The 22,132-nt window shown below is 65.5% G+C and carries 19 protein-coding genes; 4 read left to right on the forward strand and 15 right to left on the reverse strand.

Translation table 11 applies throughout. The features are described from left to right. The first annotated feature begins 4 nt into the window (after positions 1-4). On the forward strand, positions 5-1,420 hold the full coding sequence (locus ADBZ9O_RS23930) for a DEAD/DEAH box helicase (protein ID WP_526525450.1): 1,416 nt from the start codon (positions 5-7) through the stop codon (positions 1,418-1,420). Positions 1,421-1,497: 77 nt separating this feature from the next. On the opposite strand, the gene ADBZ9O_RS23935 is transcribed toward ADBZ9O_RS23930, so the two are convergent. Next, entirely contained in the window at positions 1,498-2,130 is a 633-nt protein-coding gene (locus ADBZ9O_RS23935) for a hypothetical protein (protein ID WP_526525452.1), read from the reverse strand. Between the two features lie 167 nt (positions 2,131-2,297). Next, entirely contained in the window at positions 2,298-3,530 is a 1,233-nt protein-coding gene (locus ADBZ9O_RS23940; RefSeq protein ID WP_526525454.1) for an MFS transporter, read from the reverse strand. 220 nt (positions 3,531-3,750) lie between these two features. On the opposite strand from ADBZ9O_RS23940, the gene ADBZ9O_RS23945 reads away from it, so the two are divergent. After that, on the forward strand, positions 3,751-4,947 hold the full coding sequence (locus ADBZ9O_RS23945; protein WP_526525455.1) for an ROK family transcriptional regulator: 1,197 nt from the start codon (positions 3,751-3,753) through the stop codon (positions 4,945-4,947). Positions 4,948-4,985: 38 nt separating this feature from the next. On the opposite strand, the gene ADBZ9O_RS23950 is transcribed toward ADBZ9O_RS23945, so the two are convergent. Continuing rightward, the gene (locus ADBZ9O_RS23950; RefSeq protein WP_526525456.1) at positions 4,986-5,969 is read right to left on the reverse strand and encodes a 2-hydroxyacid dehydrogenase; all 984 of its coding nucleotides are present in this window, start codon (positions 5,967-5,969) and stop codon (positions 4,986-4,988) included. Between the two features lie 2 nt (positions 5,970-5,971). Then, complete coding sequence (locus ADBZ9O_RS23955) at positions 5,972-7,330, reverse strand: enolase C-terminal domain-like protein (RefSeq protein ID WP_526525457.1); 1,359 nt, start codon at positions 7,328-7,330, stop codon at positions 5,972-5,974. 135 nt (positions 7,331-7,465) lie between these two features. Here ADBZ9O_RS23955 and ADBZ9O_RS23960 point away from each other — a divergent pair, with 135 nt between their 5' ends. Beyond that, on the forward strand, positions 7,466-8,530 hold the full coding sequence (locus ADBZ9O_RS23960) for a substrate-binding domain-containing protein (RefSeq protein WP_526525459.1): 1,065 nt from the start codon (positions 7,466-7,468) through the stop codon (positions 8,528-8,530). Between the two features lie 3 nt (positions 8,531-8,533). Here the strand turns inward: ADBZ9O_RS23960 and ADBZ9O_RS23965 are convergent, their stop codons facing one another. The 7 genes from ADBZ9O_RS23965 to ADBZ9O_RS23995 form a co-directional block, all read right to left on the reverse strand. After that, the gene (locus ADBZ9O_RS23965) at positions 8,534-9,382 is read right to left on the reverse strand and encodes an IclR family transcriptional regulator (protein ID WP_526525460.1); all 849 of its coding nucleotides are present in this window, start codon (positions 9,380-9,382) and stop codon (positions 8,534-8,536) included. Continuing rightward, a complete protein-coding gene (locus tag ADBZ9O_RS23970; RefSeq protein ID WP_526525461.1) occupies positions 9,379-10,095 on the reverse strand; it encodes a TSUP family transporter in 717 nt (238 codons plus the stop codon). Before ADBZ9O_RS23970 ends, ADBZ9O_RS23965 begins: the two co-directional genes overlap by 4 nt. Positions 10,096-10,106: 11 nt before the next feature. Beyond that, entirely contained in the window at positions 10,107-11,165 is a 1,059-nt protein-coding gene (locus ADBZ9O_RS23975) for an ABC transporter ATP-binding protein (protein WP_526525462.1), read from the reverse strand. Beyond that, on the reverse strand, positions 11,158-12,192 hold the full coding sequence (locus ADBZ9O_RS23980; protein ID WP_526525464.1) for an ABC transporter ATP-binding protein: 1,035 nt from the start codon (positions 12,190-12,192) through the stop codon (positions 11,158-11,160). The genes ADBZ9O_RS23975 and ADBZ9O_RS23980 overlap by 8 nt, the downstream gene beginning before the upstream one ends. Further along, positions 12,189-13,178: an ABC transporter permease gene (locus tag ADBZ9O_RS23985; protein ID WP_526525465.1), complete on the reverse strand. Its 990-nt coding sequence runs from the start codon at positions 13,176-13,178 to the stop codon at positions 12,189-12,191. Before ADBZ9O_RS23985 ends, ADBZ9O_RS23980 begins: the two co-directional genes overlap by 4 nt. 13 nt (positions 13,179-13,191) lie before the next feature. Then, positions 13,192-14,118 carry an ABC transporter permease gene (locus ADBZ9O_RS23990; RefSeq protein WP_526525467.1) on the reverse strand — a complete coding sequence of 309 codons (927 nt, stop codon included), beginning with the start codon at positions 14,116-14,118 and terminating at the stop codon, positions 13,192-13,194. A gap of 71 nt (positions 14,119-14,189) precedes the next feature. Continuing rightward, positions 14,190-15,770: an ABC transporter substrate-binding protein gene (locus ADBZ9O_RS23995; protein WP_526525468.1), complete on the reverse strand. Its 1,581-nt coding sequence runs from the start codon at positions 15,768-15,770 to the stop codon at positions 14,190-14,192. A gap of 353 nt (positions 15,771-16,123) precedes the next feature. Here ADBZ9O_RS23995 and ADBZ9O_RS24000 point away from each other — a divergent pair, with 353 nt between their 5' ends. Further along, positions 16,124-17,098, forward strand: a complete 975-nt coding sequence (locus ADBZ9O_RS24000) for a 2-hydroxyacid dehydrogenase (RefSeq protein ID WP_526525469.1) — start codon at positions 16,124-16,126, stop codon at positions 17,096-17,098. 96 nt (positions 17,099-17,194) lie between these two features. Here ADBZ9O_RS24000 and ADBZ9O_RS24005 read toward each other — a convergent pair whose 3' ends face one another. The 4 genes from ADBZ9O_RS24005 to ADBZ9O_RS24020 all read right to left on the reverse strand — a co-directional run bounded on the left by ADBZ9O_RS24005 (position 17,195) and on the right by ADBZ9O_RS24020 (position 22,041). After that, on the reverse strand, positions 17,195-18,121 hold the full coding sequence (locus tag ADBZ9O_RS24005; protein ID WP_526525471.1) for a LysR substrate-binding domain-containing protein: 927 nt from the start codon (positions 18,119-18,121) through the stop codon (positions 17,195-17,197). A 63-nt stretch (positions 18,122-18,184) separates the two neighbouring features. Continuing rightward, positions 18,185-19,453, reverse strand: coding sequence for a glucarate dehydratase family protein (locus ADBZ9O_RS24010; RefSeq protein ID WP_526525473.1), 1,269 nt, complete (start codon positions 19,451-19,453; stop codon positions 18,185-18,187). Next, positions 19,453-20,382 (reverse strand): 5-dehydro-4-deoxyglucarate dehydratase, encoded by a 930-nt coding sequence (locus ADBZ9O_RS24015; protein WP_526525474.1) that lies wholly within the window; start codon positions 20,380-20,382, stop codon positions 19,453-19,455. Before ADBZ9O_RS24015 ends, ADBZ9O_RS24010 begins: the two co-directional genes overlap by 1 nt. A gap of 54 nt (positions 20,383-20,436) precedes the next feature. Beyond that, positions 20,437-22,041 carry an aldehyde dehydrogenase (NADP(+)) gene (locus tag ADBZ9O_RS24020; protein WP_526525476.1) on the reverse strand — a complete coding sequence of 535 codons (1,605 nt, stop codon included), beginning with the start codon at positions 22,039-22,041 and terminating at the stop codon, positions 20,437-20,439. Positions 22,042-22,132 lie beyond the last annotated feature (91 nt).

Here is a 22,132-nt window from a genome sequence, read left to right on the forward strand (position 1 = left end):
ACTCGTGACCACCGAAACAAAATCCTTTGCCGAACTCGGCGTGCTTGAGCCGCTCGTCAAGGCCCTCGCCGACCGCGGTATCACCGCACCCTTCCCCATCCAGATCGAAACCCTGCCCGACACCTTGGCCGGCCGTGACGTCCTCGGCCGCGGTAAGACCGGCAGCGGTAAGACGCTGGCCTTCTCCCTTCCGCTGGTGAGCCGGCTGGCCGGTACCCGCCGTCAGGCGAACAAGCCAGCCGGACTGGTGCTGGCTCCCACACGTGAGCTCGCCACCCAGATCACCGCAGCACTGGAACCGCTTGCGGCCGCCTACAACCTGAAGATCACCACGATCTTCGGTGGCGTTTCGCAGTCCCGTCAGGTCTCCGCGCTGCGGGCCGGTGTCGATATCGTGGTGGCCTGCCCCGGTCGCCTCGAGGACCTCATGCGCCAGCGGGTAGTTTCCCTGGACGCAGTGGAGATCACCGTCATCGACGAGGCCGACCACATGGCCGACCTGGGCTTCCTGCCCGGTGTCACCCGCATCCTGGCGGCCACTCCCGCAGGCGGACAGCGGATGTTGTTCTCCGCCACGCTGGACAACGGCGTCGACAAACTGGTCAATCGCTTTCTGCAGAACCCGATTTCGCATTCCGTCGATGAGGCGAACTCACCGGTCGCCGCGATGACACACCATGTCTTCCACGTCTCCGGCGTCGAAGCCAAACGTAAGTTGGTGCAGCACCTCGCTTCCGGAACCGGCCGCCGAATCCTGTTCATGCGCACCAAGCATCAGGCCCGCAAGCTCGCCAAGCAGCTCACCGATTCCGGTGTGCCGTCGGTCGATCTGCACGGCAACCTGTCTCAGCCCGCACGCGACCGCAACCTGGCCGCGTTCACCAGCGGTGAGGCCCGCGTCCTGGTGGCCACCGATATCGCCGCACGCGGTGTGCACGTCGACGATGTCGAACTGGTCGTCCACGTGGACCCGCCGATGGAGCACAAGGCGTACCTGCACCGGTCCGGTCGGACCGCCCGCGCTGGCAGTGCCGGCGATGTGGTGACCGTGGTACTTCCCGAGCAGCGCAGGGATACCAATGCCCTCCTGCGTCGCGCCGGAATCAACGTCACGCCACAAGAAGTCGGCGCCGACTCACCGCATGTGCACGCTCTGGTCGGCGAGATTGCGGCCTACCAGGCGCCGGTCATCAAGGCCGCACCGCCGCAGCAGCCGCAGCACAACCGTCGCCCGGCACCGGCCGGGGGCCGCGGACGCAGTGGCGCGGCGCGTACCGGGACCGGCGCTGCACGCGGCGGTACCCCCGCGCGTGGTAGCGGCGCTTCGGCGCGCACTGGCACCACCTACGGCGCCGCCGCGACGCATACCCCGCGTCCGGCCCGTCGGCGCGCGGACCGTCCGCAGCAGAACTCCCGCTAACGCTTCCACCTCAACGCCGAATCCGCGCCCAGTATCGAACTGGGCGCGGATTTGTGGTTGCGGGACGTGCTTGCCGGCTAGGACGCCAGCGACAGCACCTCGGCGTCCACCCGTACGGCGTGTTGATTACTGACGGCACCGAAGCGGTGCGCCAACTCGGCGATCGACATCTCCCTGAGTTGTAGATCGCTGGGGGCTCGCGGAATATCCTGTCGGCCTTCGGCTTCGGGGCCGTAGATGACGGTCCAGCCCACCGTTGTCTCCGGATCGGAAAAGGCGACGACGACGGTATCGCGTGGGGTCATCTGATCCAGGACAGTCCCGACGGCATCTGATGACTCGACGATCACCACCACCGGAGCCAATCCGCGGCCCGCGGCCAGCTCCAGCTGGGCCCGCAGATCGTCCTGGGCGCGACCGGGAGCCAACAGCGCCTGCAGGAACATCCGGTCACCGGTGTGGTCGCGATGGACCGCGCCCACCCTGCTGCGCACCCAGATGCCGTCGACGACGGCCTCCAAATGCTCGGTGAGAGGTGGTAATTCGTATCGATCGCGATGGAGCATTTCCGTCAGCGCGCGACGATAGGCCGCCCGCACCTCGCCGAGATCGGCGCCGCTGCCAACGCAACCGCTGGGTATGCCGTGATAGTAGATGGCGGGATCGGACTGGGGTTGATAGCGATAGACGACGTTTTCGTTGGTGATCATGAGGATGGACTCCTTCTGAACTTCTGCGAGATGTCAGCGCCGATTGTTCAGGCGGGTGACTTCCTTTGTCAGGCCGAGCCACGTGCCACGCCTGATCAGCGTGAAGTGTCGGCCGCCGGGCAGATAGAACTCCAATCGTGTTGTTTCTCTTGGTGGATCAGCGTTGATCATGCGGGGGTTTCGGCCGATCGTGCGGAAAAGCGCTCCAGCAGCACCGAAATGGTCAAGACGATGAGCCCGACACCGGCCAGCACGGCGCCTGCCGCGGCGGGCGCGGTGTAGCCGAATCCGGCGGCAATCACCAGACCTCCCACCCAGGCGCCCGATGCATTGGCGATATTGAGTGCGGAATGGTTCAGTGCGGCAGCCAGGGTCTGGGCGTCGGCCGCGACGTCCATCAGTCGGGTCTGTAGCGCGGGGGCGATCGCGGCGCCGGCGGCACCGATACCGAACAACAGCACCAGGGCGCTCACCGGATGGTGCGACGCCACCACGAACACGGCCAGCATCACGCCGAGGGCGGCGATCGTGGCGTACAGGCTACGGATCACCGAACGGTCGGCCATCCGGCCGCCGACGATGTTGCCGACCACCATGCCGGCGCCGAACATCATCAGCGCCAGCGGCACCAGCGCCCGGGATAGTCCGGAGACATCGGTCAATGTGGTGGCGATGTAGGTATAGACGGCGAACATGCCGCCGAAGCCCACCATGCCGACCGCCAGCGCCAGCCACACCTGTGGGCGCTTGAGCGCACCCAGTTCGGTCAGCGGGCTGCTGGAGTGGGTGGCACCGATATTGGGCAGCCACAACGCGATAGCGGTCAACGTGAGGAGTCCGATGACCACGACGAGGCCGAAACCGCTGCGCCAGCCGAGCGCTTGGCCCAGCCACGACGCGATCGGGACGCCAATCACGGTGGCCACGGTCAAACCGGTCATCACCTGCGCGACGGCCTTGGCCCGGTTACCCGGCCCCATCATCCGAGCGGCGACCAGGGCGGCGATTCCGAAGAACGCGCCGTGCGGCAGGCCGGCGACGAAGCGGGCCACGATCAGCGACTCATAGCTGGGTGCCACGATGGTGGCCACATTGCCCAGGGTGAACACGGCGATGAGGCTGACCAGCAGCGCCTTACGCGCAACGCGGGCCGTGAGTGCGGCAATCAGGGGTGCCCCGATTACGACACCGAGGGCGTACGCCGAGATGACGTGACCAGCGGCCGGCTCGGAGATGTTGTAGGTGGTTGCGATCTCGGGCAGCAGGCCCATCGCGACGAACTCGTTGGTCCCGATCCCGAATCCGCCCAGGGCGAGCGCGAGAATCGCGAGCTTCAGCACGGCTGGCTGCGGGGCCACGAGGGCCGTCGGCCCAGATGGACGTGCAGCGGTGATGGTCACAGGAAGTCAACTTTCCGTCTGCGGAATGTGGGACGGTGACCGGTCAGTTTCCTCGTTGAGGTGGCTCCTGATCGGCACCTGCCGCATTGCAGAGCGCCCGTCCCCTACGAGAGTACGGAGACTTCTAGCGCAATTCCAACCGACTTAAGTCTTTTTATGGACAAAGTGATAAGGCTTACAGACCTTGCTGTTCATACGAAAGGATTGTTTCAATGGAAAGATGCCGGTCATCAGGGGGTCTGCCACCAGTAAGGCGCCTGCGACGGCTGGTGAAGTCTTCACGCTGATCCGCGACGGCGTCGCGACGACACGTTCCGAGCTGCGGCGCATCACCGGGCTGTCACGTACGGCGGTCGGGGCGCGGGTATCGGCGCTCGCCGACCGCGGTCTCGTCGTCGAACGCGAGGAAGGCCTGTCCACCGGCGGCCGTCCCCCAGCGCTGCTGACGTTCAACGCCGACGCCGGTGTGGTGCTCTCCGCCGCGATCGGCCGCAGCCGGACCCGCCTTGGTGTCTGCAATCTGGCCGGGGATATTGCGGCCATCAGCGATCTCGACCAGGAAATCGGCATCGGCCCCGGCGACCTGATGCCCGATGTGGTCAAACGCCTCGAGGCGCTGCTCGACCAGGTGGGTATCGATTCGGACAAGGTGCACGGCGTTGGCCTGAGCCTGCCGGGCACCGTCGACCAGGCGCGCGGTTGCAGCCTCGACTCTCCCGTGATGAGCGGCTGGGACGGTGTCGCACTCGACACCTACTTCCGCGACCTGACCACCGCCCCGATCCTGGTCGATAACGACGCGAACGCCATTGCCTTGGCCGAGCGCCACGGCGAACGACGCGGTGTCGACGATCTGCTGCTGCTGAAACTCTCGACCGGCCTTGGCGCAGGCATCATCTCGGGCGGTGTCCTGCAGCGCGGCGCCGTTGGCGCGGCAGGCGAATTCGGGCATAACAAGACACCGGCGGCAGCCGGGGTGCCCTGCCGGTGTGGCGACACCGGGTGCCTGGAGGCCATCGCAGGCGGTTGGGCGTTGGTGAGGGCACTGCAGCAACAGGGACACGCCGTCGGCCATGTCCGTGATGTCGTCGAACTGGCCAATCACGGTGAACCAGAGGCGCGCCGGCTCATCCGCGAGAGCGGACGCCATGTCGGCGAGGTCATCTCCGCGGCAGTCAACCTGCTCAATCCGGCCGCCGTGGTCATCGACGGTGACATGGCCGGCGCTTATGACATTCTGGTCGCCGGACTGCGGGAGACCCTGTACGGCAACGCAACTGCCCTGGCGACCCGAGTGCTGCAGGTGGTGCCGACCACCTATGGTGATCGCTCCGGTGTGATCGGCGGCGCCACCATGATCCTCAACCAGATTCTCAGCGCCGACGCCATCGACGCGTCCCTGTTGATCAAGCGCTGAGTTGCGCTGCCGCGACAGCTATTCCGGCCAGCCCGAGTTCACCACGTTCTGCTCACCACGTTCTTTAACGGCTCGCCACGATCCAGCCTACCGATATTGGCGGCGATATCATCGACACGGCCCCGAAAGGTGTCGCCGGTGACTCCGGAGGAATGCGGGGTGATGAGCACATTGGACAGCTCGGAAAACGGAAACTCGCTGGGTCCACCCCGCCCGTCAGGACCCGGGTAGCGATACCAGACATCAAGGGCCGCAGCGTGAATCTCGTCACCGAGCAAGGCATCGTAGAGTGCCCGCTCGGCCACCAGCGGGCCGCGACCGACGTTGATCAACACCCCGGTCGGACCCAGTGCGCGTAGCTGGTCGGCGCCGATCATGCCCTCGGTCGCCTCGGTGAGCGGCGCTGACACCACGACGATGTCGGATTCGCGCAATAACCGCTCCAACCGCGAACTCTCCCCCGCCCAGACGAGATCATGCGCTGCGGTGTCGACCCGGCCCGAACCGGTGACCGCACATCCTCGTGATCCATAGGCCCGGAACAGTTCCCAGGCGCACTGGCCGATATGGCCGAACCCGACGAAACCCACGGTCGCGCCCTGCAGCGAACTGGCCTGCGGGATGCCGGCGTCGTAAACCGATGAGGCCCAGATATCGCGGCGCAGGGCCCGGTCTTGCGCGAGAAAATTGCGCCGCAACATCACCGCGGCGGAGACCACGTATTCGGCGATCGAGCGCTCATGGTGAAACGTGTTCGCCACCAAAGTTTCCGGTCTGAGCGCGGCGAAATCCACCCGGTCCGTTCCAGCACCGGCGACGTGGATCAGCCGCAGTTTCTCGGCGACGCGGGCCAACTCCGCCGAGAACCGTCCTCCGACGTACACGTCCGCATCGCGCAGGTCCGCGCTCAGCGCGTCGATACCGTCACCGATGCGCCAGCAGATATCCGCGTCAGGGGGCAGTGCGGCGTGTAGCCGATCGCGATGCGGGACCAGGTTCGCGTCGGTGACCAGGATTTTCACAATCAGTCCCGCTGCAGCGCGGGCCGCTTGCTATCGAAGGACCAGCCAGGGATGAGGTACTGCATGGCGATCGCGTCGTCGCGGGCGCCGAGACCTTCGCGCAGATAGAGCTCATGGGCGGCGGCGATCGCGTCATGATCCAGGTCAACACCCAGGCCCGGTTTTTCCGGGACGGTCAGGTAGCCGTCGACAATGGTGTACGGGTCCTTGGTGATGCGCTGGCCGTCCTGCCAGATCCAGTGCGTGTCGATGGCGGTGATCTGGCCGGGCGCGGCGGCGGCGACATGGGTGAACATCGCGAGCGAAACGTCAAAGTGGTTGTTGGAGTGCGATCCCCAGGTCAACCCCCACGCGTCACAGAGCTGCGCGACGCGCACCGAACCGTTCATCGTCCAGAAGTGCGGATCGGCCAGCGGGATGTCCACTGCGCCGGAGCGGATCGCGTGCCCCATCTCGCGCCAATCGGTGGCGATCATGTTGGTCGCCGTGGGCAGGCCAGTGGCGCGCTTGAACTCGGCCATCACCTCGCGGCCGGAGAAGCCGCCTTCCGGGCCGACCGGGTCCTCGGCGTAGGCCAGCACTCCGGAGAGCTCCCGGCACGTGGTGATGGCATCTTGCAGTAGCCAGCCCCCGTTGGGATCCAACGTGATGCGGGCATCCGGGAAACGATCGGCAAGTGCAATGACAGCCTTGGCCTCATCCGGCGCGGGCAGCACCCCACCCTTGAGTTTGAAATCGCGAAATCCATATCGTTCCCGCGCGGCCTCGGCGAGCCTGACGATGGCATCGGGCGTCAGCGCCGGCTCATGACGGACGCGCAGCCACTCGTCGGCCGCATCGGTGGAGGCGGACTCATCGGCCGCCGACCGGTAGGCCAGGTCTGTCCTGGTGCGGTCGCCGACGAAGAACAGATAGCCCAGCGCCTGGACCCGGTCACGTTGCTGGCCGTCCCCGAGCAACGCGGCGACGCTGACGTCGAGGTGCTGCCCCAGTAGGTCCAGCAACGCCGACTCCACCGCCGTCACCGCATGCACCGCGACCCTGAGATCGAATGTCTGGGCGCCGCGACCGCCGGTATCGCGATCGGCGAAGGTGCGGCGCATCTCGGCCAGTACAGCGTTGAACGCGCCGATTCCCGCACCCACCACGATCGGCCGGGCATCCTCAAGCGTGCGCCGGATCGCCTCCCCGCCGGGCACCTCGCCAACACCGGTGTTGCCATCGGAATCGTTGAGCACGACGAGGTTTCGGGTGAAGAAGGGGCCATGCGCACCGCTGAGGTTGAGCAGCATGCTGTCATGACCCGCGATCGGAATGACGGTCATGGCGGTGACGACTGGGGTGCGCTGCCGGGTGTTCATCGGCTCTAAGATTACGAGCCGTTCTCATGCACGTCCAACACTTTCCTGGCATTGATTGATGCGGCTCCTGAATGAATCCAGGTTTCGGCCGTGAATACGATGATTGCTCGAATCTTTCGCTTAGCCTTGGCACCCATGGCAAAGGGACCGTTCCGCACGGTGGCCGCGATCGGCCTGGTGTTTGCATTCATTGCCGCATGTAGCAGCGCGACACCGAAGAACGACGGGCCGATCAGTGTCGCGCTGATCATCAAAACGGATACGAACCCGTTCTTTGTCACGATTCAAAAGGGTGCCGAAAAAGAGGCTGCCGCACGGGGAGTTTCGCTGACGTCCAGTGCCGGAAAAGAGGACGGTGACGTCGACAGCCAGGTGACGGCCATCGACGCGGCCATCGCCAGGGGCGATAAGGGCATCCTGATCACCCCGAATGGCCCCGGGGTCAACGATGCCATCAGACGCGCGCGCGCTGCCGGCATCTTCGTCGTCGCGCTCGACACCACACCCGACCCCGGTGACGTCGTCGATATCACATTCGCGACCGACAACTTCGAGGCAGGCCGGTTGATCGGCCAATGGTCGGCGAAGAAGCTGAACGGCCAACCCGCGGTGATCGCGCTGCTCAACTTATTCGAAAATCGGAACGTATCTTCGGATTTGGGCCGCAATCAGGGTTTCCTCACCGGGATGGGTATCCCCGTCTCCGACCCGATGAGGATGGGTGACGAAGCCAGGACCGGCAATTACAGTGCCGGCCCGTACACCATCGCGTGCAGCGGCCAAACGCTCGGCGCCGTCGACGGGGGCCGCGCCGTCATGGCGGACTGCCTGCAGCGCAACCCGGAGATCAACCTCGTCTACACGATCAACGAGCCGGCGGCCAGCGGGGCGGCCGAGGTACTCGCGGCGGCGAATAACAAGGCGGTGATGGTATCCGTCGACGGCGGCTGCGACCCGGGCATGAGGTTGGTGCAGGCCGGGGTCATTGGGGCGACAGCCCAGCAGTACCCATCCGCGATGGCCGCCCAGGGCATCGATGCCATCGTCGACTATGTCAAGAACGGCACCATGCCGATCCCCAACTACGGTATCGACCTCGTCACCACCGGTGTCGCCCTGGTGACCAACGATCCGCAGCCCGATGTGCCGAGCATCGACGTCGCCGAAGGCATGACCAAGTGCTGGGGCAACCCCGCCTGATCGTCAGGAGGCGAACCACTTGTCGCCATTGGCCAGCGGGCGGACCACCCTGGACACCTTGTCGCACACCGTGCGTAGCGCCTCGACGATCTCATGCTCACGCTGCGGGGTCAGTCGAGCGATCGGTACCGACGCGCTGATCGCATCCTGCGCGGGCCTGGTGTAGCGCAACGACACCGCGAAACACCGTAGTCCCGTGCTGTTTTCCTGATCATCGCGGGCGTAGCCGCGGACGCGGGCCTCTTCGAGGGCCTCCTCCAGTGCGCCTCGGTCGGTAATCGTGTAGGCGGTCAGCGGTTCCAGCAGTTGGGGAATGTGGTCATCTCGGTCTGGCCCGAAACGCTCAGCCAGCAGTGCCTTGCCCAGTGCGGTGGTATAGGCGGGCAACCGTCGGCCCACCCGATTCGAGGTCCGCAGATACTGTTTGGACTCCCGGGTGGCCAGGTAGACGATATCGGTACCGTCGAGTCGACCCAGATGAAAGGTCTCGTCGAGTTCGGAGCGCAGATCGTCCAGGAACGGGGTGATCAACGGCAGGTAGGGATCGCTGTCGAGATAACTCGTGCCGACCAGCAGCGCCCGAATGCCGATGCCGTACAGCGTGCCCGCGGCGTCGGAACGTACCCAGCCCGCGGCGACCAACGTGCGCAACAACGCGTGGGCGCTGCTTCGCGGCATGTCCAGTGCAGCGCAGATCTCCCGGAGCCGCGCGGGCTGATCCAGGCGTGCGGCCAGGTACTCGAGAAGTTCCACGGTCCGCACCGCCGACTTCACCTTGCGCACTGCCACATCCGGCGGGTCATTCGATTCTTCTTCCGCGCCAGGTGGCATAGCCGCTCCAATCTGACTCATATGAGTTCCCGGACGATCAATACCGTTGCGCCGATGACGGAAACCCCGATCGCCAGCCAACGCAGGCGGGCCGGATCAAGAACGCGGTTGACGTATCGGGACAGTACATAACCGCCGACCGATGCCGGGAGCAGCAACGCGAACGTGGTCATGGTGTGCCTGTCCACCGCGCCGGTGATGGCCAACGCAATCAACGACATCAGGGAGCCGATCAGGAAAAACCCCGCCATCGTCCCGCGCAGGCGGGCACCGCTGTTGCGCTGCCAGATCAACGCCATCGGCGGCCCGCCGATCGAGGTGGCGGTGCCGAGCAGACCCGATGTGGCGCCGGCGATTACCACGTTGCGTCGGCGCGCAACCGGCGCCCAACCCACGCTGGTCAACACGACACCGAACAGCACGACGCCGGCCAGGAGGATGGACAGCGCCCGTTCGGGCAGGGCCGCGAGAAGTAGTGCCCCGGCGATGGTTCCGGGTACCCGCCCGACCAGCGCCCAGCCCGTGCCGGTGACGTCGATGTCCCCACGTTCACGCACGGAGACCATCAGAGTCACCAGTGTCGCGAGCATGATCAGCGTCCCCGGAATCAGCCCGGGGTCGACGATGGCAACTATGGGGGCAGCCAGCATTCCGATACCGAATCCGATGGACGCCTGCAGACATGAAGCCAGCAGAATCGCACTCGCTACCACCGCATAGCCTGCGAGAGTCACGCCGACATCTTTTAAGCCGACACAGAGAGCAACGTGTTCGTGTCATGTGGCAACGGGTGGTGGCACTCGGCGGTGTGACCGGCCACCTGCGGATCGTGCGCCGCCGGTGGCGCCGTCGTCGCGCAGATATCGGTTGCGTGGGCGCATCGGGTCCTAAACCGGCACCCCGACGGCGGATTGAGGGGCGACGGCACCTCACCTTTGAGCAGGATCTTTTCTTTGCGCAGGCCGGGGTCCAGGGTCGGCGCGGCAGACATCAGCGCGGCGGTGTACGGATGGGTCGGCCGGTCGAAAACTGCTTCGGTGGAGCCGGATTCGATGATCCGGCCCAGGTACATCACCGAGACCCGGTCGGCGACGTGCCGGACCACCGATAGGTCGTGGGAGATGAAGATATAGGAGATCTGCAACTGCTGCTGCAGGTCATTGAGCAGGTTGAGCACCTGGGCCTGCACCGAGAGGTCAAGTGCCGACACCGGTTCGTCACAGATGATGACATCGGGATTCAGTGCCAACGCGCGGGCGATGCCGATCCGTTGCCGTTGACCGCCGGAGAACTCCTGTGGATAGCGGTCGGCGTCGGCGGCCCGTAGCCCGACCAGGTCCAGCAGGCCACGCACCCGCATATCGCGGTCCGCTCGACTCTTGTACAACGTTTTGTGGGTACGCCACGGCTCGGCGATGATGTCAGCCGCGCTCATCCGCGAGTTCAAGGACGCGTACGGGTCCTGGAATACCATCTGCACGCGCCTGCGAAAGTTGAGTAGTTCCTTGCCGCGCAGGCTGAATGGGTCGATGCCATCAAAGTGGACAGAACCGGACTCTGGCCGTTCCAGCATCAGCAATGTCCTTGCCAGCGTGGACTTCCCGCAGCCTGACTCACCGACCAGGCCAAGGGTCTCGCCGCGGGCCAGCTCCAGGTTGATCCCGTCGAGCGCGCACAGCTTGGCTGCTTTGGATCCCCGACCCGGCCCCGCCCCCGGCACCCGGAACGATTTGGTGAGATCCCGGACTTCGAGCAGTTGATCATCCGCCGCTTTTTTCTCATCCGCCGCTTTTTTCTCAGACATGAAGTACCTCCTCGGGAAAGTGGCATGCAGCTTGGCGTCCTGGTGTGAGCACCTCGAGGGTGGGTCGGGTGGTGCTGCAGATCTCCTGCGCCAGCGGGCAGCGCGCCTGGTAGGAGCAACCGCTGGGAATCGAATGCAGATCTGGTGGGGCGCCGCCGATGGACTTGAGCTCCTCACCGCGGGCGACCTGTTTCGGCACCGAGTCCAACAGGCCCCTGGTGTACGGGTGCCGCGGATCGGCGAAAACCTCTGCGACCGGCCCGGTCTCGACGATACTGCCGGCATACATCACTGCCACGCGGTCGGCTTCCTCGGCGACCAGCGCCAGGTCATGGGTGATCAGGACGACGGCCATGTGGAACTCGGCGCGCAGATCCCGCAGGAGCGCCATGATTTGAGCCTGCACCGTGACGTCGAGCGCCGTGGTGGGCTCGTCGGCGATCAGCACACTCGGATTCAGGGCGACGGCCATCGCGATCAACAGCCGCTGGCGCATACCGCCGGAGAACTGGTGGGGGTAGGAATCCACCCTGGTTTCGGGCTGCGGGATACCGACCCTGGTCATCAGGTCGATGGCCTTGCCCCTGGCCTCTTTTGCTTTCATCCCCTGATGGATCCGGAACGGCTCGGCCAGCTGGGTGCCAACGGTGTAGAGCGGATTGAGCGCCGTCAGCGCGTCCTGGAAGACGATCGCCAATTCGGTACCGGCCAGCTTGCGCCGCACATTGCCCGAGGCCGACAACAGGTCGACGCATCCGTCGCCGCTGATCAGTCGCGCGGTGCCGCCGGCGATATCGGCCACCGGCTCCAGCAGACCGACCAGTGCGGTGGCGGTCATCGACTTGCCGCAGCCGGATTCACCGAGCAGGGCCAGGGTTTCACCGCGGTGCGCATCGAAGGAGACACCGTTGACGGCCCGGACCGTGCCCCTGATGGTGCGGATGTCCACGGTCAGGCCGTCGACCTCCAGGGCCGGCTGGGCGTCCACCTCGTGGGCAGCGGGCGGGTGATCGGCAAGCGCGGTCATTTAAGGGCCTTTCCGGTCTTGGTGAAGCGGGACAACCGCTTCTGAGGAACGGTGAGCCGCCAGCGCTGTCCGGGATCGGTCGCGATCCTGGCCCAGGCGGCGAGGATGGTGGCCGATACCGTGGTGATGACGATCGCCAGGCCGGGGAAGAATGACAGCCACCATGCGCTGTGCAGGTAGGTGCGGCCCTGCGACACCATCAGGCCCCAGCTGACGTCCGGCGGTTGAATACCGATACCGAGAAAGCTCAGGGAGCTCTCTGCCAGCATCACATAGCAGAAGTCGAGCGTCGCGACGGTCAGTAGCGTGGGTAAGACGATCGGCAGGACATGGCGGCCGATGATCGACGTCGGACTCGCGCCGAAGGTGCGCGCCGCGTCGACAAATAGCCGGCTCTGCAGCTCCGATGACTCCGCCCTTGCCGTCCGAAGGTAGACCGGGATGCGCGTGATCGCCAGCACCAGAACGATATTGGCTGCACTCGGGGAGAACACATACAGCACGACCACGGCCAGCAGCAATGACGGGAAGCTCATGATGACGTCAGCCACCCGCATCGCGATGGTTTCGCGCCAACCCCGGTAGAAGCCGGCCCACATTCCGATGAGCGAACCGACCACCGCGCTGATCACCACCGCAGGCACGGCCACCGAGAGCGTGGTCCGGCTGGCGATGATCAGCCGGGCCAGCATGCTGCGGCCAAGGGGGTCGGTACCGAGCACGTTGGCCCACCCGTGGGCCAAGGTGAACGGTGCCTGATTCGAGTTGTCCAGGTCGATATGCGTGGCGAGGTTGCCGACCAGCATCGGTCCGAAGACGGCGATCAGGATGACAGCGGCCAGGACCACTGCCGCCGCGGCGGCGACCCGGTCGTTGATCAGCAGGCGGAACCAGACCGAGCTGCCTTTTCGCCGCGCGGTGGCGGTATCGGCTTCTCCGACGATTGCCGTGGTGGGTTTGGCTGGTACCAAATCGATGTGCGTCATGGCGGTGTTCCCCTCAGACCCTGGCCGGTTCGCGGACCCGAGCGTCCAGCAGTGCGTAGCCGGCGTCGATGACGATATTGAGAATGAAGATGCTGACCGCGGTCAGGAGCACCGCAGCCTGCAGCACCGCGAAATCGCGTTGCAGAATCGCGTCGATCATCAGCTTGCCGATGCCGGGCCAGCCGAAGATGGCTTCCACCACCACTGCCCCGTTGATCAGGCCGACCGCCAGGTCGCCGGCCACCGTCAAAGCGGGTGCGGCGGCATTGCGCAGCGCGTGATGGGTTACCACCCGCAGATCGCTGGCGCCCTTGCTGCGGGCCAGCCGGACATAGGGCGCTGACAGTGCAGAGACCATCGCGCCACGGACCACCTGCGTCAGCACGCCCAGTGGCCGGATCAGCAGGGTGGCGATGGGCAGGATCCACGACAGTGGGCTGTCAACACCGGAGGTCGGGAGAACCCCGAGCAGGACCGCGAACAGCCAGACACCGGTGATGGCGAACCAGAAGTCCGGGATGCTGGCTGCGGTCATCGATAGCAGGCTGGAGAAGCGGTCGGCCAGCGAGTTGGGCCGGTAGGCCGCCCAGCAGCCGATGACGACGGCACCGACGATCGCGAGAAGCATTGTGGTGAAAGCCAATTGGAGCGTAGCAGGAAAGGCTCGCAGCGCCATCGTCGAAGCCGGCTCGCCGGTACGCAGCGAGGTACCGAAGTCCAGGTGGATGACACCCTTGAAGTAGTCGATCAGCTGGGTGATCAGCGGTTGGTTGAAGCCATTCTTGGCGGCGAAGGCTTCCCGCTGGGCAGCGGTGGCCGATTCCGGCAGGTAGAGGCTGGTGGGGTCACCGGTGAGGCGGGCGAGCAGGAACACGCCGAGCAGCACGATGAGCAACGGCAGTGCGCTGGTGTACATCCGACGCCGAAGGAAAGCGAACATGGGCTAGCTCCTTCCGGTTCGGCGGTGCGGGGGGATTCTCATCGGGTTCCTCCGGGTACGGGTGGGCTGGGCTAGGTCTGGTTGGTGCGGTCGGCGGCCGGCGTCATCTCGGCAAGGCGCATCTCGTCCCCGGTCGCGGAGTTCGGCGTGTAGTCGACGCGCGCCGATTTGCCGAGGATGCCCTTCATGTGGGCGATATAGGCCATCTGCATGATCTCCTTGGGCTCCTCGGCGAACAGTTTCGCGAAGGCATCCTGTCGGGCATCGCCGGTGAGCGCTTCGGCGGCGCGGATCTTGGTGTCGAATTCCGTTGTGCCGTAGGCAGCTTGGGGACCATCGCTGAGCATGTACTGGTCCATCGTGAACGCGGCGTCGCCGGCCTGGTTGCCGTGCTGGATCATCAACAGGTACGGCCCGGCGTTCTCCGGGAACGGGCGCAACTGGTAGAGCAGCTGGTTGGCCGTGTCCATCATCTCGATCTTGACGTTCAGGCCGATATCGGCGAACTCGCTCTGCAGAACTTCGATGGTTTCGGCGATATTGGGGAATTGGGCGGTGCGGCCGATCAACCGGATCTGGGTGTCGACGGGGACGCCGTCGGCCTTGGCTTCGGCGATCAGTTGTTTGGCCTTGTCGGGGTCGTGCGGCCAGATCTGCAGCTGCTCGTTGTACCCGACGACGCCAGAGGGGATCAGCTGCGAGGCGGGGTCACCCAGGCCGCGGAACAGGGCCTTGACGATGCCGGTGCGGTTGACCGCGTAATTGATCGCCTGGCGGACCCGCATGTCGTTGAGTGGGGCCTGGGTGGCCTGCATCCGCAGCGCGGTCGTCTCGTTGTTCTGGAAAGGCACACCGAGATCGCCTGCACCGTCCTCGGGTCCGAGTGAGGTGGCGATATCGGTCTCGTCGTTGGTGAGCATCGCGGCGCGGACGCTGCCTTCACTGCGCCACTGATACTCGGCACGGGCGAACGCCGGCTTCTTGCCCCAGTAGGTGTCGTTGCGCTTGAGCAGGAGCTTCTGGCCGTACTCCCAGTCCTCGATGGCGTAGGGGCCGGTACCGATGGGTTCGCGCACCTTCTCGGTGATACTGGTGGAGGTGGGCACGATCTCCACGAACGAAATCCGCAGCGGCAGAATCGGATCCGGCTTCGCGGTCTCGACGGTCAGGGTGGCGGCATCGGGGGTCTCAAGTTTGAGCTTCTCGTCGCCGAAGACATAGCCGTCGACATTGCACTGCAGATCGGAGTTGACCGCCCGATCGATGGAGAATGCCGCGTCCTTCGCGGTGAACGGCGCCCCGTTGGAGAACGTCACCCCGTCGCGAACCTTGAATGTCCATTGGGTGGGCGAGGTTTGGCGCCATTCGGTCGCCAGCAACGGCTGGAGATCGCCGGAATTCGGGTCCCGCTCGATCAGCGGCTCGGTGATGTTGGAGCGAACGACGATGCCGGTGGACGTCAGCGAGCTCTCGCACGGCTCCAGAGTGGGCGGCTCCTGTGACAGCGCGATGCGCAAGGTGTTCGCGTCATAACCGCCGTGCCCGGAGTTGGCGACAGTGCAGCCGCTGGCCGCGACGCACACGCCGGTCAGGGCGACAGCGAGCGCCCGGGCCGGGCGGCGCCCGGGTTGGGCTGCGTCGAAGTGGCTCATGAAATCCTCCGAGGGGCTGGGAGTTGGACAGACAAGGCGCTGTGATGTCCACGTATGTAGATGAATTCTGTGACCGCAGACACACGGTAAGAGCGGCCGGAACGGGCCGTCAACCCCGCCAAATTGGGCAAAAAGTGCGAAAAACCCGCACGCTCGGGCTCAACCCCAGGGTGAAAAAGCTGCCAAAAAGCAGGGTTGAACTGGGACGTTGTCCTCCGCTGCCGATTTCCGATACCCGTCAGGCGGCCAAATTCCGGCAATTATCCAGCTTCGGCATAAACCGATGCTAATTCCGTGTTGGACAGGTATTCCCAGGCCCGCCTACGGTTTCTCTATAACGTCGAAGGAGAACCGTGAGCAGCTCTAATAACACCGCCACCCATCAGGTCCTGCAGGTCGGGCCGTTGAAGCCCTCGCTGGCCGCGACGTTGGAGACCACGTACGACGCCGTGGCGCTGCCTGAATCCGATCGCGACGTATTCCTGACCGAGCACGGCACGGACGTCACCGTCGTCGTGACGTCAGGTCGGACCGGCGTCGATGCCACGCTGATGTCGGCGCTGCCGAACCTGGGCGCCGTGGTCAACTTCGGCGTCGGCTACGACACCACCGATATCGACGCCGCCGCCGCGCGCGGTATCGCGGTGAGCAATACCCCAGATGTCCTGACCGACTGCGTGGCCGATACCGCCGTGGGCTTGATGATCGATACGTTGCGACAGTTCTCTGCAGCCGATCGATATGTGCGCGAGGGTAATTGGCCATCGCAAGGGAATTACCCGTTGACTCGGCAGGTGAGTAATAGCAAGGTCGGCATCATCGGACTCGGCCGGATCGGCGGCGCCATCGCCTCGCGGCTCACCGCTTTCGGCTGCACCATCTCCTATCACAACCGCCGCCCCGTAACTGACTCGTCGTACACCTACGTCGATTCCCCCGTCGCGTTGGCGCGCGACGTCGATGTGCTGATCATCGCCGCGGCCGGCGGGCGCGGTACCCGCAGCCTGGTCGACGCCGCTGTGCTCGAAGCACTCGGACCTGACGGGTATCTGATCAATATCGCCCGCGGCAGTGTGGTGGACGAGCAAGCCCTTGTCGATGCCCTCGTTACGGGCCGCTTGGCGGGTGCGGGCCTCGATGTCTTTGCAGCCGAACCCCAAGTGCCGCAGGCATTGTTGTCCCTGCCCAATGTGGTGCTGCTCCCCCACGTCGGCAGCGGTACCGTGCAGACCAGGGCCGCCATGGAGGCGCTGACGCTGCGCAATCTGGACAGCTTCCTGGCCACCGGCACACTTCTCACCCCGGTGCCGATGCCGACGAGCGTCTAACCCCCGTACTCCCTGCCCCCGCGAGCGAGCGTGTTTGTACGCGACACGCCGCCGAAAACTGGACAAACACGCGCGCTCGCGGCTGGTTGTGCCGACCTACCCGGCGAATTCCTCCACCAGGTCGTCGGTGGTCCACTCCCGCGGCGGCAGGACGTCGCGCAGGACCCGCAGCAGCGCGGGGTTGGTGCTGTCGCCTCGCCAGGCCGCGTCCAATTCGACGGGCCGTTCCCGGAAAGCGCCGATGGACCGGAACACCACCGCCTCGGGATGGAGCGTGGCCGCCGATGCGGGCACCAATGCGATTCCGATCCCCGAGCGGACCAGGACCAGCATGGTGTGCACCTGGGTGACGTATTGGACGTACCTCGGCGTGGCCCCGGCGATGGTAAAGGTGCTGATCAGCAGCTCGTGGAAGTACCGCGCCTGCACCGGCGAGTACATGATCATGTCCTGGCCGTCGAGATCGTTGAGCGTCAACTGACGGGGCAGATCGGCAAGAGGGTGACCGGCAGGCAGGGCGGCGACGAGTTGTTCGTGCAGCAGCGGACGGGACACGATGCCGGGCCGTTTCAGCGGGGGCCGCGCCATCCCCAGGTCGACCTCACCGGTCATCAGGCCCTCGATCTGCACAGCGCTGACCATCTCCCGCAGTTCGAGCTTCACATCGGGCAGGACCTGGCGGGCCTTGTCCAGCAGTCTCGGCAGGATGGCATGCGCGGATGCCGCGGTGAACCCGATCACCACTGTCCCCAAATCGCCTGCGGGAATACGCTTTACCGTTTGCGCCGCACCCTCGGCCAACTGCAGGATCCGCCGGGCGTCGGGCAGGAATGCAGCGCCTGCGGGGGTCAGGGTGACCGAGCGGGTGGTGCGGTCGATGAGCTGAACACCGAGTTCGGTTTCGAGCTGCTGAATCTGGCGGCTCAGCGGCGGCTGAGTCATATGCAGTCGCTCGGCAGCCCGGCCGAAGTGGAGTTCCTCGGCGACGGCAATGAAACAGGACAGACGAGCCAGCGAGAACACTCATTCACTCCTTGCATCACTAACCGCGATCGATGCGACGATCGCGCATTAGTTTAGCGGGAGTTACCAGCGCGCCCCGGCCGATTCGAAGCTCGGGTCGATGCTTTTCATGTATCCGGTGTCATCGCGCTCGCGGATCCCGCACCGCAGGTACTGCTCGTGCAGTGCGGCCAATGCATCGTCATCGATCTCAATGCCAAGGCCGGGACCGGTGGGGACGGCGACGGATCCACCGGAGATGGCCAGCACGCCGGGCTTTACGACATCCTCGGTTTTCCACGGCCAGTGCGTATCGCAGGCGTAGGTCAGATTCGGAGTGGCGCCGGCCAGGTGCACCATCGCGGCCAGGCTGATCCCGAGATGGGAGTTGGAATGCATGGACAGGCCGAGCCCGAAGGTGTCGCAGATTCCCGCCAGCAGCCGGGAGCGTTGTAGGCCACCCCAGTAGTGATGATCCGAAAGCACCACTGCTACCGACTTTTTCGCAACGGCCGGAGCCAGTTGATCAAAAGCCACGACGCACATATTGGTGGCCAATGGCATCGGGGACTGCGCGGCCACCTCGGCCATTCCGTCCAGGTCCGGGGTCGGGTCCTCCAGGTATTCCAGGATGCCCGCCAGACCGGAGGCCACCTTGCCCGATGTCTGGGGGGTCCAGGCGGCGTTCGGGTCGAGCCGCAACGGATGTTCGGGGAACGCGGCGCGCAGCGCCTCGATGGCCGCCATCTCCTCCTCGGGAGGAAAGACCCCGCCCTTGAGTTTGATTGCGGTGAAACCGTATTCGTCGATCATGCGTTTCGCCTGCGCGACGATGCCCTCGGGGTCGAGGGCGGCACCCCACGAGTCGCCCTGGCCGCCCGGGTGCGCTGCCCACTTGTAGAACAGGTACGCGGAGAAGGGCACGGTCGGGCGGACGAGGCCACCGAGGAGATCAGAGACCGGCCGGCCCGTTGCCTGCCCCTGGATGTCGAGGCATGCCACCTCGAAGGGCGAAAAGACCCGGTCGACGACGCTGGCCGAGGTGATCATCCCGGCCAGACCCGACCCGTCGCCGGTACTGTCACCGCCGAGCCGGTCGAAAACAGCGGCGCGAATGCGGTTGAGCGCAAACACATCCAGCCCGGTGATGGCCTGCGCAGCAGCGCGCAGCCGCTCCAGGTGCACATCGTCGGCATAGGTCTCCCCCAGTCCGACCAGACCGGCGTCGGTGTCGAGCTGGATGATGGCGCGCAGCGCATACGGCTGGTGGACCCCGACGGTGTTCAGTAGCGGTGGATCCACGAACGCGACCGGCGTGATCCTGGCACCGGTGATGCGGATCAGGCCGGACATCAGCGCGCGACTGCCAACTCGTTGGCCAGCACCGCACGACCGGCTTTGACCATCTGGGTCAGTTCGGCAAGGGCTTCTGGTGACGGCATGATCAGCGGTGGGCGAACCCCGCCGGCCTCGATGCCCTCCATCGTCACACCCGCCTTGATCAGCGAGACCGCATAGCCCGGCACGGTATCGCGCAGTCGCACCAGCGGGTGGAAGAACTCCCGCAGCAGCGCTGCGACAAGCGCCTCATCGTCGCGCTCCAACGCCTCGTAGAACGCCAGCGCCAATTCTGAAGCGAAGGCGAACGTGGCCGACGAGTACAGCGTCACTCCGATAGCACGGTAGGCCTGCTGGGAAACTTCCGCGGTGGGCAGGCCGTTGAAGAACTGAAATGGCTTGCCCGACGGTGCAAGTGCATCGGTGACCGCACGCACGATCCGGGCCACCTGGTCCACATCGCCGGTGCCGTCCTTGAAGCCGACGACGGTCGGCAGCTGGGCAACCGCGATGGCGGACGCCTCGGTATAGCGGGCGTTATTGCGGTTGTAGACGATCAGGGGCAGCTCTGTCGCCTCCGCGACCGCGCGGGTGTAGGCGATCAGACCTTCCTGCGGCATCTCGACGAGATACGGGGGTAGCAGCAGTATCCCGTCGGCGCCGGCTTCTGCGGCCACCGTCGCGAAGATCTTGGCCTGGGCCACCGATCCGCCCGCACCGGCATATACCGGTACCCGGCCTGCGACCACCTCGACGGCGGTGCGCACGATTGCGCCGAACTCGGTCGCTTCCAGGGCATGGAATTCGCCTGTACCGCAGGCAATGAAGACGCCGCCAGGGCCGGCATCGACGCCCTTACCGACATGTTCGGCCAGTCTGAGCAGGTCGACCTCGCCGGATTCGGTGAAGGGGGTGACAGGGAAGAAGAGAACGCCGTTCAGCATGCGGTGACTCCTGGCTGGGTCGGTGGGCGGGTAAGCGGTGGGGATTGGATCGGATCAGTCACGGGTGAGTTGGCCGTCGACGCGGCGCCACAGCCCATCGGGGTTCCCATCGGCAATTGCGCTGGGGAGCAAGCCTTTCGGGACCGACTGGTAGGCAACGGGGCGCAGGAACCGCTCGATCGCCCGGCCACCGACGGAGGTGGTACGCGAATCGGAGGTCGCGGGGAACGGCCCGCCGTGCACCATCGCATGACCGACCTCGACACCGGTGGGCCAGCCGTCGAACAGGATCCGACCCGCTTTGAGTTCCAGGATGGGCAGCAACGCCCGAGCCTGCTCGTAGTCGGCTTCGTCGACGTGCAGGGTCGCCGTCAGCTGACCTTCGAGATTGCTTGCCACCGTGGCTACTTCGGCGGCGTCAGCGCATCGGATGATCAGACTGGACGCACCGAACACCTCGGCTTGGAGCACGTCGGAACCCAGGAAGCTCGTCGCGTCCGTCCCGAACAGGGCGGCCTGGCAGGTGGTGGGGTTATCGCTGCCGGTTCCGCGCACCAGCAGCTCCGCAACGCCATCGAGTGCCTCGACACCCCTGGCGTAGCTGTCGGCGATGTTCGGGGTCAGCATCGGGGTGGGCGCGGCTTGGGCCAACGCATCTTTCGCGGCGCCGACGAAGGCGTCCAGGCCCGGCCCGTCGACGGCGATGACCAGACCGGGATTGGTGCAGAACTGTCCCGACCCCATTGTCAGTGAACCGACGAAGGCGCGGCCGAGTTCGGCTCCACGCGTGCTCAACGCGCCGTCGAACAAGAAGACCGGGTTGATCGAACTCATCTCCGCATACACCGGAATCGGCTCCGGGCGGGCGGCCGCGGCGGCAACCAGCGCGGTGCCGCCGGAGCGGGAACCGGTAAAGCCCACGGCCTTGATCCTGGGGTCGGTGACCAACGCGGTGCCTAGACCACGGCCCGAGCCGTACAGGACCGAGAAGGTGCCCGCGGGTAGGCCGGCGCCGGCCACCGCATCGCTGACGGCACGCGCGACGAGTTCGGTCGTGCCGGGGTGGGCGTCGTGCGCCTTCACCACAACCGGGCAACCGGCGGCCAGCGCCGATGCAGTATCGCCGCCCGCCACCGAGAAGGCCAGCGGGAAGTTACTGGCGCCGAACACCGCGACCGGTCCCAGCGGAACGGCGCGTTGACGGATATCGGGGCGCGGCGCCGGGGCGCGGTCCGGCTGGGCCGGGTCGATGCAGGCGCCGTTCCAGCTGCCTTCGCGCAGAACGGCGGCGAACAGCCGCAGCTGGCCGGTGGTCCGGCCCACCTCACCGGTGAGACGCCCTGCGGGTAAACCAGATTCGGCTGTAGCGCGGGCCACCAGTGCGTCGGTGATGGATTCGATATTGGCGGCGATGGCCTCGAGAAACAGGGCGCGTTGTTCTGATGTCGTCGCCCGGTAGTCGCCGAACGCCGCGGCCGCGGCGGCGCAGGCGGCGTCGACATGCGAGTGGTCGCCGTAGGCGTACGCCGGTTCCAGCACGGCCTGCTCGACGGGGTCGAACGCCCGGATCTCGGTACCGTTTCCTGGCACGAATTCGCCAGCGATCAGCATGTGCCCGGTCAGAGCGTATTCGGTCGCATCGGGGAGCAAGACTGTCATGCAGCCCACGTTAGGGTCCCCATCGATTCATGTCCAAGACCGATTTTGGCTACAGAAATTCAATAGTTGGATCAATAGAGCATTTGATCAA

The organism is Mycobacterium sp. (assembly GCF_965229105.1).
Classification (GTDB): domain Bacteria; phylum Actinomycetota; class Actinomycetes; order Mycobacteriales; family Mycobacteriaceae; genus Mycobacterium.